Genomic DNA, 16,683 nt, shown 5'->3' with positions numbered 1-16,683 from the left:
GTTCTTTTATTTTAATTTAAACGCTGTCAGTTTCGTTTATGCTTTGCCTGCATCTTGGTTCTTCTTTGTGGCATCCGGATAGGTAAAAGGAACGAACCACGTTATCAGCAATGCAGGAATGGTGCATACCAATACGACAAGGAAGAAATGTTGATAGCCAAGTTTGTCGCTGATATAGCCGCTCATCATTCCCGGAAGCATGACGCCAAGGTTCATAATGCCACTGGCAAAGGCATAATGTGCCATCTGATGTTTGCCCGGTGCCACCTGTTGCATCATGAAAAGCGACAGTCCTACAAAGCCAAAGCCATAACCGAAGTATTCCATAACGATGCCGCCGCCTATCAACCAAAAGCTTTCAGGCTGATAAAGCGCCAAGAACGTGTAGGCCACGAAAGGGATATTGAATACCAAAGCGAGTGAGAACAGGCTCTTCTGCAAGCCTCTCCACGCGATATAATAGCCGGCAAGAATGGAGCCGATGACAAAGGCTGCAGCCCCGAATGTGCCATAGTACAAGCCTATCTCCTGTTCGCTCAGCCCCAAACCCTGCTCGGCACGCGACGCTTTCAGGAAGAGTGGCACGATTTTCATCACAAATCCCTCGGCAAAACGGTAGAGAATGATGAAGCAGATGTAGTAAACGATGTGACGTTTTGTGAAGAATTCCAAGAAAACCTTCAGCAATTCGCTCAGGGAATCACGCAGGGATACAGGTGCATCGTCAGTCTCTTGCTTTGTACCGGGAAGCATAAAATAATGATAAATGCCTACAGAAACCATGATGAATGCGATGATGAGCATGATAATCATCCAAGCCTTGGCCACGCCGAACAGCTTAATGAACGTGCCGGCAAGATAAACCAATCCGCCTGTTGCTGCAATCTTGGCGATGTTGTAGAATGCTCCTTGCCAGCCAATCCAGCGTGCTTGTTCTTCATTGGAGAGCACTGAGATGTAAGTTCCGTCAGCAGCAATGTCGTGTGTGGCCCCACTCAAGGCGATAACTGCAAGGATGGCAATGGTAATGGCAAAGAAAGAGGGAAGCTGAAGAGCAAAGGCAACCAATGCAAAGAGCACACCTGTGAGGATTTGCGTGAGGACAACGAAGAACTTTTTGGTCTTGTAAATCTCCAAAAACGGGCTCCATAGCGGCTTCAGTGTCCATGGAATCATAATCAATGAAGTCCAGAAAGCAATCTGACCGTCAGAGACTCCCATTCCTTTATACATCAATGCACAGACCATATTCAGCACAACGAAAGGCATTCCCATGGCAAAGTACAATGTCGGCACCCATGTTGCGGGGCTATGTAGGCTTCCGTTGACCGATGTTTTTGTTGTTAGATTGTTCGTTTTTGGTTCCATTTATTTGTCAGACTTCTGATTAAAAGGCACTCAAAGGTACACATTTACTTACAAACAACATTATGTTTAACTTTAATTCACTACCATTACCCGTCAAGTTGGTTGGAATATTATATTTTTGCCATAGATTATCCAACAAATGAACCAACAATCGTTACCCGAATTGATGAGACTTAACGCTTATACGCTATTGACTAAAGCTGCAATGACGGCAGTCTGCCTGTTGTTTACCCCCTTTTTACAGCCTAATCTACATGCGCAAGAGAACAATTTTGTCGTCATCGACCCGACGGATTCCCCCGCCGAGATCGTCAAAAAGGCTGCCCGTGTGGTGCCATCTGCACGTCAGTTCAACTGGCAACGGCAGGAACTCACGGCCTTTCTTCACTTCGGTGTGAACACATATACAGGAAAAGAGTGGGGAGACGGGACGGAATCGGAGGCCATTTTCAACCCAACAGCCCTCGATACCGACCAATGGATACGTGCATTAAAGGCCGCCGGATTCAAGTGTGCCATTCTTACTTGCAAGCATCATGACGGCTTTTGCCTATGGCCATCGGCTTATACGGAGCACAGTGTGAAGCATTCTCCGTGGAAGAATGGCACGGGCGACGTGGTTCGCGAGGTGAGTGAGGCGTGCAAGAAGCATGGCATGGCATTCGGTGTCTACCTTTCTCCGTGGGATCGTAACTCAAAACTGTATGGAACAGCGGCCTATAACGACTATTTCGTCAGCCAACTTACCGAGCTACTCACGCAATATGGCAAGGTGAGCGAGGTGTGGTTTGACGGTGCTTGCGGTGAAGGAGCGAACGGAAAACGGCAGGAATACGACTTCGTTCGTTGGTATAAAGTGATCCGAAAGCTCCAACCCGAGGCCGTGATTGCAGTCATGGGGCCCGACGTTCGCTGGGTAGGTACGGAGTCGGGACGCGGCCGTGCAACGGAATGGAGCGTCGTTCCGAAGGACAATCTCGACCAAGAAGCCATTGCAAACCACTCACAAAAGGAAGTGTTGACACAGCCTGTGGGCGACATGACGGGCCAAGATCTCGGCAGTAGAAAGGTGATTGAGAAGGCAAAGTCGCTCGTTTGGTATCCGGCAGAGATAGATGTGTCTATCCGTCCGGGCTGGTTCTACCACCAGAATGAGGACAGCAAGGTGAAGTCGCCAAAGGAGTTGATGGACATTTATTTTACTTCCGTGGGCATGAACGGTGTGCTCTTGCTCAATCTTCCGCCCAACAAGGAGGGCAGATTGGCCGAGGCCGACGTTGAAAGTCTGCGCGGTTTCCGCCGGTTGTATGAAGAAACGTTCGCCCGGAACCTACTTACCGATGCCAAAGTGACGTGCAAGGTGACCGAAGGGAGGCTACGTAATGTCACAGACAACAATTATGACACCTCCGTTTCGCCCGATATGAAAACTGGAAAAGCCGTTTTTCACTTTTTATTGAAGCAGCCCGTGACCTTCAATGTGCTTTCCGTTCAGGAGGATATTCGCCGCGGACAACGCGTTGAGCAGTTCATGTTGGAAGTGAAAGACGCCAAGGGCACGTGGCAGAAAGCAGCCGAAGGGACGACTGTCGGCCACAAACGCCTGCTGAAGTTCCCCGTCCGGACGGCAAAAGAAGTGCGCCTTACCATTCAACAAGCGCGTGATGTCCCTGCAATCTCTGAGGTTGGGCTGTATCACCTAAAGGAATAGAAATTTTACCTTATTGTAATAAGGCTGTTCTTTGATGTATGATTAGTGGCAATAAACAAGACATCATCGGCAAATGGAATGCATGATTGGTGTTCGGCAGCCCTATTTACGTCCTTATAAGCATTGTTTTACGACCTATGATTTATAGAAGCGAATAATATGTTAATTTGTTTCAAGAAGATTTACAAATAACTTTGTCAGTTTTGCGAATTTGAAATGATTTCCTTCTTTGTCCAAAATAACGCCCAATTTATGGGAGTTTAAAACTTAATGATTATCAAATTGTTGCAAAAACAATCCTGTTTTTGACACAAAATGCAATTAAAAAGCCTTGCAATTTACATCAAATTACCTCACAACTTACATCAGATTACTCCGCATTTTTACCCAAATAGCATGGTAATCTCATTGAGATTGCAATGCATTATGAATGAAATTGTAAGCAAAAAACGTTAAAATCAAGAAATAATGTCTATTTCGTCGTCTTTTTTCTTCTATTTGACAAAACTCGAAAATGTTAAAAACGATTAATTATATTTACAAAAAGGAACACTATAAATAGTGCTTCTCGTTAACGTTTTCATTATGTATATCCTATAAAATTGCAGACATCTCCGAGAAAATAGCGAGTAAGAATCTTCATTCAAGCCCAATGTGCATCCCATGATGCACGATAATATTTGGCAATATAATTCATTGATTATCAATTAAAGCGCGATATTAGAAGCTATCTTTCTTTTAGTATGGGATATATCATCTTGATATTTTAGTGCGTTTGGCTTGAAAAAGTTGAGCATGTTGTCTTACCTAAAATTCAGAATCTAAAAGGTTACAGTTTATAAACCGCAAAATTAAATTAATTACACATAGTTTTTGTTTATGTATGTTAAATACTATATACGACATACAAGCTGTTACAAATTTATATTATACATTTGTATTATCATTAAATACCTAAACAAAAATAAGAAAATAACGAAACCTGAATTTTGAGGCAGCCCCTTGCGAAGACTCGTAAGGGTTACTCTAAATAAATTTAAGTGTTAACAAATTTACAAGTCTAATGAAAACAGGAAAGATTCTATCAGTAAGTGTTTTCCTATCTTGCTGCTGTTTAGAAGTTTTTGCCGGTAATCATGTTGCTTCGGCTGAGAAATTCAGCAAGAATTTGATTGCTGCGGGCACGAACGTAACAGCAATGAAGACTCAGGAAACACAGCAGTCTAATGCCAATGTGAAAGTGACAGGTACGATTGTTGACAATACAGGTGAGCCTGTTATTGGTGCAACAGTACGTGTAAAGGACGCTAAAAACGGCGTCAATGGCACGACAAGTGACCTTGACGGCAAGTTTGTTCTTACTGCTCCAAGGGGCGCAACGCTTTTTGTCAGTTACATTGGAATGAACACACAGGAGGTGAAAGTCACGGGAAACGGAGAGCTTCACATCACATTGAAGCCCGAAGCACACACGATAGACCAAGTTGTTGTGACGGCTTTGGGTATCAAGCGTGCAGAAAAGGCTTTGAGCTACAACGTTCAAAAGGTGTCGGCCGACGAGCTAACGCGGAACAAGGATGCCAACTTCGTGAACTCACTAAACGGAAAAGTGGCAGGTGTCAACATCTCCAAGAGTGCCAGTGGCGTAGGAGGCGCAACACGTGTCATCATGCGCGGTGCCAAATCTATTGAAGGAGACAATAACGTTTTGTATGTCATTGATGGTATTCCAGTCTTTAACTTCAGTGGTGGAACAGATAGTGGTATTATGGGCGAAGGTCGCGTCAGTAGTGAAGGCATTGCCGACCTTAACCCCGAAGATATTGAAAGTATTAACGTCTTGGCTGGCCCTTCTGCCGCAGCACTTTATGGAAGTAACGCCGCTAATGGTGCCATTCTTATCACAACAAAGAAAGGTAAGGAAGGAAGAGTTGAGATTGCGTTCTCGAGTGCAGCCGATTTCAGTTCTCCATTGCTGATGCCCGAGTTTCAAAATAGGTATGGCAACAAGCAAGGTTCGTATGAAAGTTGGGGTGAAAAGCTCGCAACTCCCAGTTCGTATGACCCGAGAAAGGATTTCTTCCGCACTGGAACGAACTTCATTAATGCCCTAACTGTGAATGCAGGTAACGAAATCAACCAGACGTTTGCCTCCATAGCGACTACCAATTCACGAGGTATCGTGCCCAACAACACCTATGATCGCTACAATTTCACGGTTAGAAATACGACCAGCATGTTTAATAAGAAGGTGCAACTTGACCTTGGTGCTTCTTATATTAAACAGAAAGATAACAACATGGTATCACAAGGAGAATACTGGAACCCTATCGTTGCAGCCTATCTTTATCCTCGTGGCGAATCGTTTGAGAGCATAAAGACTTTCGAACGCTATGACAATGTGAGAAACTTCCCCACACAATATTGGCCGATTAGCGATAGTCGATATGCCAACCAGAACCCTTATTGGACGGCTTATCGCAACTTGGCACCCGATGACAAAGACCGTTTCATGTTCAACGCAGGGCTCACCTACAATGTATTTGATTGGTTAAGCGTAGCGGGTCGTGTGCGTTTAGATCAAACTTTCATGACGAGCGAGCGTAAGATTTATGCCTCTTCGTTTGATTATTTTGCCAAGAAGAATGGTGCTTACGACTATTATAACTACAAGGATCACCAGACTTATATTGATGCTATCGCCAATATCAACAAGCGCTTTAACGACTTCAGCATTGCGGCCAACGTAGGTTATAGCTATTCTGATTATGCATCGCTCACGCGTGGCTATGGAGGTAATTTGGTATTAGTGCCCAACAAGTTTTCTTTACAGAACATAGACCCTGCCGATAGCAAAGTGCGTGAGGCCGGAGGTGACTCGAAAGTACGCAATGTTGCAGCCTTTGCAAGTGCCGAAGTGGGTTGGAAGAGTATGCTTTATCTTACTGTAACAGGAAGAAATGACTGGAATTCACGCCTTGTCAACTCATCAGAAGAGTCTTTCTTCTATCCTTCCGTGGGCCTTTCGGGTATCATTTCTGAGATGGTGAAGCTGCCAACTTTCATTTCTTATCTGAAAGTTCGCGGTTCATATACCGAAGTAGGTTCTCCTGTTTCACGTTCGGGTATGACGCCGGGAACCATCACAACGCCTCTTATTGGTGGTAGTTTGAAGTCGACCGACATCTATCCTTTCACTGATTACAAGGCTGAACGCACGAAATCTTATGAGGTAGGATTGACCGCTCGCTTTTGGAACAAGTTGTCTTTAGATCTTACTTTGTATAAGTCTAATACCTATAACCAAACCTTTATCGGCGATTTACCCGAGAGTTCCGGTTATAAGGCAGTATATCTTCAGGCTGGTAATGTAGAAAACCGAGGCATAGAAATGGCCTTAAGCTATAATGATAACTTTGGTGGAGTGCAATGGAACTCTTCGTTGGTATATGCTAAGAACATCAACGAAATCAAGGAAATGGTGAAAGATTATTATCATCCAATGAGTCCGAAGCCCATCAATATCCCTGAAGTATCAAAAGACAAAGGCCGCGTTTTGCTGAAAGTTGGTGGCTCAATCAACGATATTTATGCGCGCAAAGTATTAGCCAAAGATAACCAAGGCTTCGTGAATGTGAGCCCCTCAGGCGGTATTGGCTTGGAAACAGTCGACCCTATCTATTTGGGAAAGACCACTCCCGACTTCACGATGGGTTGGAATAACAGCTTTACTTATAAGAACTTTGGTCTGAGCTTCTTACTCAATGCACGCTTTGGCGGCGTTGTGACATCGTCGACTCAGGCACTGTTGGACCGCTTTGGTGTATCAAAGGCTTCGGCAGATGCTCGAGATGCCGGAGGCGTTATGCTGCCCAATCAAGGATTATACGATGCAAAGAAATACTATATGCTCACAGCTACGGGAGAAAACGATCTCGCCGGTTACTACACTTACAGTGCAACGAACGTGCGCTTGCAAGAGTTGACGTTGAGCTATAAGTTTGACTCACGTTGGTTTAAGAACATTATCAAGGACCTGACCCTCTCTTTCGTTGCCACAAATCCATGGATGATCTACTGCAAAGCACCTTTCGATCCAGAGCTTACAGCTTCAACAGGTACTTATGGACAGGGCAATGACTACTTCATGCAGCCCAGTTTGAAGAGTTATGGTTTCAGTGTTAAATTCAAATTTTAATCGAATATGAAGATGAAAACGAAAACATATAAATATATCGTAGGTGTCCTTGCACTATCACTGCTCACTGCTTGTGATTTCGAACGGGTCAATACGAATGAGTTTGAGCTGCTTCCCGAGGAAGGATTGATGGATGGTATTTCCATCGGTGGTCCGATTACTGCAATGGAAAAATGTGTCTTCCCAGTGGGAACTCAGGCAGACGGAACTGCTGTCGTGAACAGATATCAGACCGCTTATAACCTTGCGGCTGATTGTTGGAGTGGCTATTTCGGCCAGAATAACAACTGGGGTGGCCCCAACAACCTTAACTATTTCCTTAAAGATGGTTGGGTTGCATCGTCCTATGCGGAAGCCTACTCAACAATTGTACCCCTTTGGCAGGATCTTAAAGGTAAAACCGAGACGCAGTTCCCAGAAGCTTTTGCTTTAGCTCAAATCTTAAAAATCTCGGCTTGGCATAAAGCAACCGACATGTTTGGTCCTATTCCTTATAAACAAGCAGGTAAAGGACTCATCACGGTTCCCTATGACAGTCAAGAAGAGGTATATAAAGCTATGTTTAAAGAACTCACATCAGCTATTGATGTGCTCACAAAGTATGCCAATAATGGTACAACAACACTCTTACCTAATGCCGATGCCGTTTACGGAGGTGATGTAAAGAAGTGGGTTGTCTATGCCAACTCGTTAATGTTGCGTTTGGCTATGCGTGTGTACTATGCTGATGCTACGCTCTCAAAACAATATGCCATGCAAGCCATTCAACATCCTTATGGTGTGATAAAGAGCAAAGACGACGAAGCAAAGATGGAGAAAGGAGCTGGATTGGTATTCAAAAACAACCTCGACGACCTCATTAACCAATACAATGAGTGTCGTATGGGGTCGTCAATGCTGGCTTACTTGGGCGGCTATCAAGATCCTCGTTTACCCAAATACTTCAATACGAGTACACTCTCGCAAGCAGTTACCGTTGGAATATTTGGAAAATATATGGCTGTACCAACCGGTCACGATGTAGCTTCTAACAGTACCTTTAAGAACACCTCACGCCCGGCGATTACAAACGCGACTCCTACCTATTGGATGCGTGCCTCCGAGGTCTACTTCTTGTTAGCAGAAGCTGCACTACATGGCTTTTCTGTTGGACAAACTGCAGAAGCACTCTATAAGAAAGGTATTGAAATGTCTTTTGAAGAGCATGGTATTGCTGCCTCAGAAGTATCAAGTTACATTAACTCGGGACTCAAACCCTCTGCTTATAGTCTGCATGTTTACACACCAAGTGTAAATGTTAATGTAGCAGCCGTTTCGGAAGCGACCACTGAATGGACAGGAACCGATGAAGAAAAGTTAGAGAAAATCATGATACAGAAGTGGATTGCCCTCTATCCCAATGGGCAAGAAGCATGGAGCGAGTATCGAAGAACGGGCTATCCCAAGCTACATAGCGTGGTAACCAACTACAGTAACGGCGAGGTAGACAGCGAGATTGGCATTCGTCGTATGCGCTTCCCTACCAATAAAGCTACTTCACAAGAAGATCTTACAAACTTAGAAAATGCCCGAAAGCTACTTCGTGGCGGCCAAGACAAAGCAGGGACACGCCTATGGTGGGATAATAAAAATCACTAATCCTTAAAAGAAAAAGACATGAAGATATTCAAATATGCAAGTCTGTTGCTATCGCTTTGTGCGGCATTCACGTTCTGCGCTTGTAGCGATATGACTGAAATAGAAAATAAGCCCTATGATCATATTGGTGGCTACAATACGATGAACAACGCTGAAAGCGAGAAATATTATGCCGACTTGAGAGCTTATAAACAACAAGCTGTGAATTATGGTCGCCCGGTTGCTTTCGGTTGGTATTCCAATTGGTCGCCTGCCGGAACCTATCGCCGTGGTTATCTCACTTCAATGCCCGACAGCATGGACATTGTTTCGATGTGGAGTGGCGCACCCAATCGCTTCACCATCACACCCGAACAAAAGGCTGATAAGGAGTTTGTGCAGAAGGTAAAGGGGACGAAGCTGTTAGAGGTGACACTGTTGTCGTATATCGGCAAGGGAAGAACGCCACAGTCTGTTTATGATGAAGTAGAGAAGCAAGCCGAAAAAGAAGGTTGGGCTAATGATCTAAGCCGTGTTGAAGAGGCCAAGAAAAAGGCTCGCTGGAAGTTTTGGGGCTTTAATGGTGTCGTTGGTTCCGACAATCACAAAGAGGCTTTAGCACGTTTTGCCAAGGCTTTGTGTGACTCTCTCGTGGCCAATGACTGGGATGGTTACGACATCGACTGGGAAATCGGAAGCGGAGTCTTTGACATGGACGGCACGTTGAGCACCAATGCAGACCTCATTTACTTGGTAAAAGAGATGAATAAATACATTGGTCCAAAGAGCGATCCCGAACATAAGGGGCACCGATTAATCTGTATCGATGGTCACTTCAGCCCATTGACGAAAGCCTTAGATGGCTATGTTGATTATTGGATTGATCAGTCATATGGACGCATGACTTACTTCGATTACTACGACGTCGACCCCAAAACCATCATCACTACCGACAACTTCGAATCTTCGTTCAAGTCGGGAGGTGTACTGTTGCGTCAGGCTAAGAGCATGCCCACTAAAGGATACAAAGGTGGCGTCGGTGCTTATCGCTTCGATAACGATTATGACAATACACCGAATTACAAGTGGATGCGTCAGGCTATTCAGATTAATCAACAAGTGTTTAAAGAAAGAATGGGAAACGCTTCTCATCCTTAAGACATGAAACGAACGTATCATTAAAAAGAAAATAAATATGAATAAGCATATTTTTAAACATATCGCTATGGGCATCGCCGCATTCTGTGTGATGAGTTGCCAAGACAGTGAGAGCGATTTGCTAAAGCCAAAGGCTTATTTTGAGAATAACTTGCAACAAGTCACAATGCCCAGCAGTGGTAACACCTTAACTGTCGATATCACAGCACGCATCTCAAACAAAGTGAATTCTACCGTTGCCGTATCCTATTCTTTGGCCGATCCCTCGTTGGTTGCTGCCTATAACAGTAAATATGGCACCAACTATAAGACATTTAAGAATGAAGATGCAGCTTTTACCAAGGAAGCCTCGTCGGTAGAAACCGGGAAACTCTATGCAGAAAAGGTGTCTTTAACGCTCAAAAACCTTGATAAGCTGGAAGAGGGTAAAACCTATATGCTGCCTATTCAGTTGCATTCAAGCTCGGTTCCCGTTATTGAAGGCGAGGATATTGCATATATTTTAATGGCAAAGCCCATCAAGATTACAAAAGCAGCCTTGTTCTATAGCGACTATGTTTCTGTGAAATTCCCCAGCGGAACGCTATTTAAGTCCTTCACCTTTGAGGCCTTAATTAACTCTATGTGGTTCGGAGACAACAGTACAATTATGGGAACAGAAGGCTTAATGATACTCCGTGTAGGCGATGAAGGTGGTGGAATACCTTCTGGAATTTTGCAAGCCGCAGGCCGTCAACACTACGAAGCTCCCGAAAAGCTACAAATCAACAAGTGGTATCATTTGGCATTAACCTATGATCAAGCTTCAGGTAAGACTGTAATGTATGTAAATGGTGTGAAATGGGCCGAGTCTGCATGGAATATTCCAAGCTTAGACTTCAATTCAGATGTGGGCTTTAACATTGGGAAAATTCCCAGCTTCCCTTGGGGAGAACGCCCGTTCTATGGCTATATGAGTGAAATTCGCGTATGGAACGTAGCGCGGACTGAAAATCAAATCAAGCAAAATATGTTGGGTGTAGATCCTAAATCCGATGGTTTAGAGCTTTATTTCAAGATGAACGGTACTGAAAAAACAGGAACAAATACCATTACCGATGCTGCAAAAGGTATAGAATGCCGTATGAGTGGTATTGAAATTAAACAGCTTGACGAGCCTCTGACAATGGAAAGTATCCACTAACTTTTTCAATAATAAGAGCCTCAACCGCCCCCTCCAAAGGAGGGGAGAAAGCCTCTCCCCCAGCCACCCCTCTCGGTCTCCCCGTTATCGGGGAGCAGAAATCTCCCAAGGAGAGGGGTTGGGGGAGAGGCTTCTTCCCCCCTCCCTCGGGAGGGGTTAGGGGTGGGCTTTGGGGAGGTTTTTTTGTGTGTATCAGATGGGCTGACAGAGCGTCTGTGATAGGTTTCTGCAACTTTTTCCGTGTGTCTCTTGTGCGTTTCCTTTTTTTTATTTACCTTTGCAGCCGGTATGGAAAGTTCGACAACCTGTCAGATTGACCTCAAGGCATTAGAACAGGGACGAAGCATCTTTGAATTCGACCTTGATGATGCATTTTTCCGGTCGTTAGAGACCGCAGAAGTGCAGCATGGGCAGTTGAAGACAACGGTGACGGTGAACCGCACCGGCGATTGTTTCGACATAGACTTTCATACCGTTGGCAGCGTTGCCGTTCCTTGCGACCTTTGTCTGGACGACATGGAGCAGCCCATAGCTGCCGACGGCCGATTGGCTGCCCGGTTCGGAGATAGCTACGCCGAAGAGGACGACCTTGTGACAGTGGCCGAGGACGAAGGAATACTCGATGTCGCATGGTTTGTTTATGAATCCATAGCGCTCAGTATTCCCATCAGGCACGTGCATGCACCCGGTAAATGCAATCCTGCCATGATTGGTATGCTCGAAGCACATGCCGCTGCCCGAAGCAGCGAGGACAAAGCAGAGCGACCTGTGGATCCGCGATGGGCGGCGCTGTCCGACCTGAAACTTGAAGATTAAAAAACAAAAGATTAAAATTAAAAGATTATGGCACATCCTAAAAGAAGACAGTCAAAGACTCGTACACTCAAAAGAAGAACGCATGATAAGGCAGTAGCCCCGACGTTGGCCGTATGCCCGAATTGCAGCGCCTATTACGTTTATCACACCGTATGCCCCACGTGCGGTTACTACAGAGGCAAGGTAGCCATTGTTAAGGAAGTCGCTGAATAATGGGAAATATCAACGCTATCATCACGGGTGTCGCCGGCTATGTTCCCGATTACGTCCTCAACAACGAGGAACTGTCGCGCATGGTAGACACCAACGATGAGTGGATAGTCACGCGTACCGGCATCAAGGAGCGTCGGCTGTTGACCGAAGAAGGTCTGGGCACATCGTATATGGCCCGCAAAGCTGCCAAACTCTTGATGAAGAAGACCGGTGCCGACCCCGATAGCATTGATGCGCTTCTTGTAGCAACCACTACTCCTGATTATATTCATCCATCGACAGCATCTATCGTGCTGGGCAAGCTGGGACTGAAGAATGCCTTTGCATTCGACTTCGCCGCTGCCTGCTGCGGATTCATGTATGCACTCGACGTAGCTTGCAATATGATTCAGAGCGGTCGCCACAAGCGTATCATCGTGATTGGTGCCGACAAGATGTCGGCTATCACCGACTATCAAGACCGTGCCACTTGCCCGCTCTTCGGCGATGGTGCCGGAGCTGTCATGGTGGAAGCGACAGAGGAAGAGAACATCGGCTTGATTGACTCTTTCCATCGTACGGACGGCAAGGGACTCCCGTTCCTGCATGTCAAGGCGGGCGGCTCGGTTTGCCCCTCATCGCATTATTCTGTTGATCACCGCATGCACTACACCTATCAGGAGGGGCGTTTCGTCTTCCGTTATGCCGTCACTGCAATGGGCGACGACTGCGAAGAGTTGCTGAAGCGCAACAACCTGACGATAGACGACATCGACCATATCATTCCTCATCAAGCCAATCTGCGCATCATTGAGGCCGTGGCCAAGCGTATTGGGGCACCGATGGAGAAAGTTCTGGTGAACATTCAGCACTACGGGAACACCAGCGCAGCCTGCATGCCGCTCGTGCTTTGGGACTTTGAAAAGGACCTCAAGAAAGGCGATAAAATCATCTTCACCGGCTTCGGAGCTGGCTTCGTCAACGGCGCTTCCTATCTGAAGTGGGCCTACGACGGTGCTTCTGCAGCCACGGTGAAGTAGTCTCAACAGAACATAAATACAACAAAGAAACGCATCTTTCTTATTGGTATGATAAGAGACGATGCGTTTTTTGTTTCAACGCTAAACATCGATAGTAAAATAATGACGCATAAAGCAGGATTTGTGAACATAGTGGGCAACCCAAACGTGGGGAAAAGTACGCTGATGAACCAACTCGTCGGCGAGCGCATCAGCATCGCCACATTCAAGGCACAAACAACGCGCCACCGCATCATGGGCATCGTCAACACAGACGACTGCCAAATCGTCTTCTCCGACACGCCCGGTGTCCTGAAGCCCAACTACAAGATGCAGGAAATGATGCTGGCTTTTTCGGAGTCAGCACTTAAGGACGCCGATATTCTGCTGTATGTGACCGACGTCGTAGAGAATCCCGAGAAAAACTTAGACTTTTTGGACAAAGTCAGGAAGATGGCGATTCCCGTGTTGCTTCTGATCAACAAAATTGACGAGAGCGACCAAAAAACACTCGGCGACATCGTCACACGATGGCACGCGCTGCTTCCCAACGCCGAAATATTACCGCTCTCGGCCAAAAACAAGTTCGGCGTCGACATACTCCTGAAGCGCATCAAGGAGCTCCTTCCCGAGTCGCCGGCTTATTTCGACAAGGAGCAGTTGACCGACAAACCGGCCCGGTTTTTCGTCAGCGAAATCATTCGCGAGAAAATCCTACTCTACTACGACAAGGAAATCCCCTACAGCGTGGAAGTCCGCGTGGAGCGATTCAAGGAAGACGACACAAAAATCCACGTCAACGCCATTATCTACGTAGAACGCGACAGCCAGAAGGGCATCATCATCGGCCATCAGGGCGTAGCATTGAAGAAAGTGAACACCGAGTCGCGAAAAACCTTGGAACGCTTCTTCGGAAAGAAAATCTTCCTCGAAACCTTCGTCAAAGTAGACAAAGACTGGCGATCGTCGCAGCGCGAACTCGACAACTTCGGGTACAACCCCACGTAAACCTCCCCCGACGCCCACCCACAAACCAAGGCAGACAAAACACCCCCGGCCCTGAATAGAAAGAGGGCACACTCTCCGCAAAAAGGAGGGCCGAAGAACGCATAACTTCAGAAATCAAACAAAATATGGCAAATTTAGTAGCAATCGTAGGCCGACCCAACGTCGGAAAATCAACGCTTTTCAACCGACTCACGCAGTCGCGCCGCGCCATCGTCAGCGAAACGGCAGGCACCACCCGAGACCGCCAATACGGCAAATGCACATGGAACGCAAAGGAGTTTTCCGTCGTCGACACCGGTGGATGGGTCGTAAACTCCGACGATATCTTCGAAGACGCAATACGACGACAGGTCATCGTCGCCACCCAAGAAGCCGACCTCGTACTTTTCCTCGTCGACGTCACCACCGGCGTAACCGACTGGGACGAAGACGTCGCAACAATCCTGCGCCGCGCGAAACTCCCAACGATACTCGTAGCCAATAAAGTGGACAACAGCAGCGCCTATTACGAAGCAGCCGAGTTCTACAAACTGGGGCTCGGAGAGCCGCGATGCATCAGCGCAGCCACCGGCGGCGGAACCGGCGACCTACTCGACACCCTCGTAGACATGCTTCCGCAAGAAAATCCCGAAATCATCGAAGAAGAGATACCACGGTTCGCCGTCGTCGGGCGACCAAACGCAGGCAAAAGCAGCATCATCAACGCCTTCATCGGCGAAGACCGCAACATCGTCACCGAGATAGCCGGAACCACGCGCGACAGCATCTACACACGCTTCGGCAAGTTCGGATTCGACTTTTATCTCGTCGACACAGCCGGAATCCGACGAAAAAACAAAGTCACCGAAGACCTCGAGTTCTACAGCGTCATGCGCTCCATAAGGGCCATCGAAAACAGCGACGTTTGCCTCCTCATGCTCGACGCGACGCGCGGCATCGAAGCACAGGACATGAACATCTTCCAACTCATACAGAAAAACAACAAAAGTCTCGTCGTCGTCGTCAACAAATGGGACCTCGTCGAAGACAAATCACAAAAAGTCATCAACACCTTCGAAGCCGCCATACGCAGCCGCATGGCGCCCTTCGTAGATTTCCCCATCATCTTCGCCTCCGCCCTCACCAAGCAGCGCATTTTCCGCGTGCTCGAAACAGCCAAGCAAGTCTACCTCAATCGGAAGGCACGCGTCGGTACGGCCAAGCTCAACGAGGTCATGCTGCCCATCATCGAGGCCTTTCCCCCACCAAGCATCAAAGGGAAATACATCAAAATCAAGTATTGCACACAGCTACCCAACACGCAGATACCTTCCTTCGTCTTCTACGCCAATCTGCCCCAGTATGTGAAAGAAAACTACCGTCGGTTCCTCGAAAACAAGATACGAGAAAACTGGTCCATGCACGGCTGCCCCATCAACATCTTCATCAGGCAGAAATAACCCCATTTGCCCACGGCAACCCATGCCGAAAGGCAGCCACGAACGCCCCGCTCATGGAAACCACTACCGGAAGGCAACCATAGACGCCCCGCTCATGGAAACTCCGTCCGAAAGACAGCCACGAACGAACTGCCCCCTACCCTCCCCTCCGGAGCGTAGGGGGCATTTGTCATGCACCTTTCCGACAACATTTTTTATCAAAATCCATCGGTCTGCGACCTTTCCAACCCCTTGGAAAGTAAAAAATCATCGGACGATGCACTTTCAAACCCCTTGGAAAGTAAAAAATCATCGGACGATGCACTTTCCAACCCCTTGGAAAGCAAAAAATCATCAGACGACGCACTCTCCAACCCCTTGGAAAGCAAAAATCTTCGGACGACGCACTTTCCAACCCCTTGGAAAGCAAAAATCTTCGGACGACGCTATTCTAACTCTTTGGAAATCAAAATCATCGGACGATAACGTTTCCGAGGCCTCGGAAAGCAAAAAATCTTCGGACGACGACATTTCCGAGGCCTCGGAAAGTAAAAATCCGCGGACGATGACGTTTCCGAGGCCTCGGAAAGTAAAAAATCATCGGACGGTGGCATTTCCGAGGCCTCGGAAAGCAAAAAATCATCGGACGATGCACTTTCCGAGTCCTCGGAAAGCAAAAAATCATCGGACGATGGCTTTCCGAGGCCTCGGAAAGTAAAAATCCTCGGGCGATAGCATTTCCGAGGCCTCGGAAAGTAAAAAATCATCGGACGACGGCTTTCCGAGGCCTCGGAAAGCAAAAATCTTGTGGAAATTGCAAAAAACAATTATTTCTAAGTAAAATCCTTGTGGAAACGACAAAAAACAATTGTTTCTAAGTAAAATCCTTAAGGAAATGTTAAAAAACAATTGTTTCTAAGCAAAATCCTCATGGAAATGGCAAAAAACAATTGTTTCTAAGCAAAATCCTTGAGAAAATGGCAAAAAACAATTGT

11 protein-coding genes are annotated in these 16,683 nt (G+C 46.6%); 10 read left to right on the top strand and 1 reads right to left on the bottom strand.

The annotated features are described in order from the left end of the window. Positions 1 to 36 precede the first annotated feature (36 nt). A complete protein-coding gene (locus tag HMPREF9944_RS04870) occupies positions 37 to 1,368 on the bottom strand; it encodes an MFS transporter (RefSeq protein ID WP_008564861.1) in 1,332 nt (443 codons plus the stop codon). A 166-nt stretch (positions 1,369 to 1,534) separates the two neighbouring features. Between HMPREF9944_RS04870 and HMPREF9944_RS04865 the strand changes: the two genes are divergently transcribed. The 10 genes from HMPREF9944_RS04865 to der all read left to right on the top strand — a co-directional run bounded on the left by HMPREF9944_RS04865 (position 1,535) and on the right by der (position 15,709). Continuing rightward, positions 1,535 to 3,079 carry an alpha-L-fucosidase gene (locus HMPREF9944_RS04865; protein WP_008564857.1) on the top strand — a complete coding sequence of 515 codons (1,545 nt, stop codon included), beginning with the start codon at positions 1,535 to 1,537 and terminating at the stop codon, positions 3,077 to 3,079. Positions 3,080 to 4,142: 1,063 nt separating this feature from the next. Continuing rightward, the gene (locus tag HMPREF9944_RS04860; RefSeq protein WP_008564856.1) at positions 4,143 to 7,277 is read left to right on the top strand and encodes a SusC/RagA family TonB-linked outer membrane protein; all 3,135 of its coding nucleotides are present in this window, start codon (positions 4,143 to 4,145) and stop codon (positions 7,275 to 7,277) included. Positions 7,278 to 7,289: 12 nt separating this feature from the next. Beyond that, positions 7,290 to 8,915, top strand: a complete 1,626-nt coding sequence (locus HMPREF9944_RS04855) for a RagB/SusD family nutrient uptake outer membrane protein (protein WP_044113433.1) — start codon at positions 7,290 to 7,292, stop codon at positions 8,913 to 8,915. 18 nt (positions 8,916 to 8,933) lie between these two features. Further along, positions 8,934 to 10,052: a glycoside hydrolase family 18 gene (locus HMPREF9944_RS04850; protein WP_008564854.1), complete on the top strand. Its 1,119-nt coding sequence runs from the start codon at positions 8,934 to 8,936 to the stop codon at positions 10,050 to 10,052. A gap of 37 nt (positions 10,053 to 10,089) precedes the next feature. Beyond that, positions 10,090 to 11,235 carry a DUF1735 and LamG domain-containing protein gene (locus tag HMPREF9944_RS04845; RefSeq protein ID WP_008564853.1) on the top strand — a complete coding sequence of 382 codons (1,146 nt, stop codon included), beginning with the start codon at positions 10,090 to 10,092 and terminating at the stop codon, positions 11,233 to 11,235. Positions 11,236 to 11,523: 288 nt separating this feature from the next. Further along, positions 11,524 to 12,051, top strand: a complete 528-nt coding sequence (locus HMPREF9944_RS04840) for a YceD family protein (RefSeq protein ID WP_008564852.1) — start codon at positions 11,524 to 11,526, stop codon at positions 12,049 to 12,051. Positions 12,052 to 12,078: 27 nt separating this feature from the next. Further along, the gene (gene rpmF / locus HMPREF9944_RS12695) at positions 12,079 to 12,264 is read left to right on the top strand and encodes a 50S ribosomal protein L32 (RefSeq protein ID WP_008564851.1); all 186 of its coding nucleotides are present in this window, start codon (positions 12,079 to 12,081) and stop codon (positions 12,262 to 12,264) included. Further along, the gene (locus tag HMPREF9944_RS04835; RefSeq protein WP_008564850.1) at positions 12,264 to 13,283 is read left to right on the top strand and encodes a beta-ketoacyl-ACP synthase III; all 1,020 of its coding nucleotides are present in this window, start codon (positions 12,264 to 12,266) and stop codon (positions 13,281 to 13,283) included. Before rpmF ends, HMPREF9944_RS04835 begins: the two co-directional genes overlap by 1 nt. 102 nt (positions 13,284 to 13,385) lie before the next feature. Continuing rightward, positions 13,386 to 14,270, top strand: coding sequence for a GTPase Era (gene era / locus HMPREF9944_RS04830; RefSeq protein WP_044113374.1), 885 nt, complete (start codon positions 13,386 to 13,388; stop codon positions 14,268 to 14,270). A gap of 125 nt (positions 14,271 to 14,395) precedes the next feature. Beyond that, the gene (gene der, locus HMPREF9944_RS04825) at positions 14,396 to 15,709 is read left to right on the top strand and encodes a ribosome biogenesis GTPase Der (RefSeq protein WP_008564848.1); all 1,314 of its coding nucleotides are present in this window, start codon (positions 14,396 to 14,398) and stop codon (positions 15,707 to 15,709) included. The last annotated feature ends 974 nt before the right edge of the window (positions 15,710 to 16,683 follow it).

This window comes from Segatella maculosa OT 289 (assembly GCF_000243015.1).
Classification (GTDB): Bacteria; Bacteroidota; Bacteroidia; order Bacteroidales; family Bacteroidaceae; genus Prevotella; species Prevotella maculosa.
Note: the sequence above shows the minus strand (reverse complement) of the source record. Positions and strands in the feature narration are given on the sequence as shown.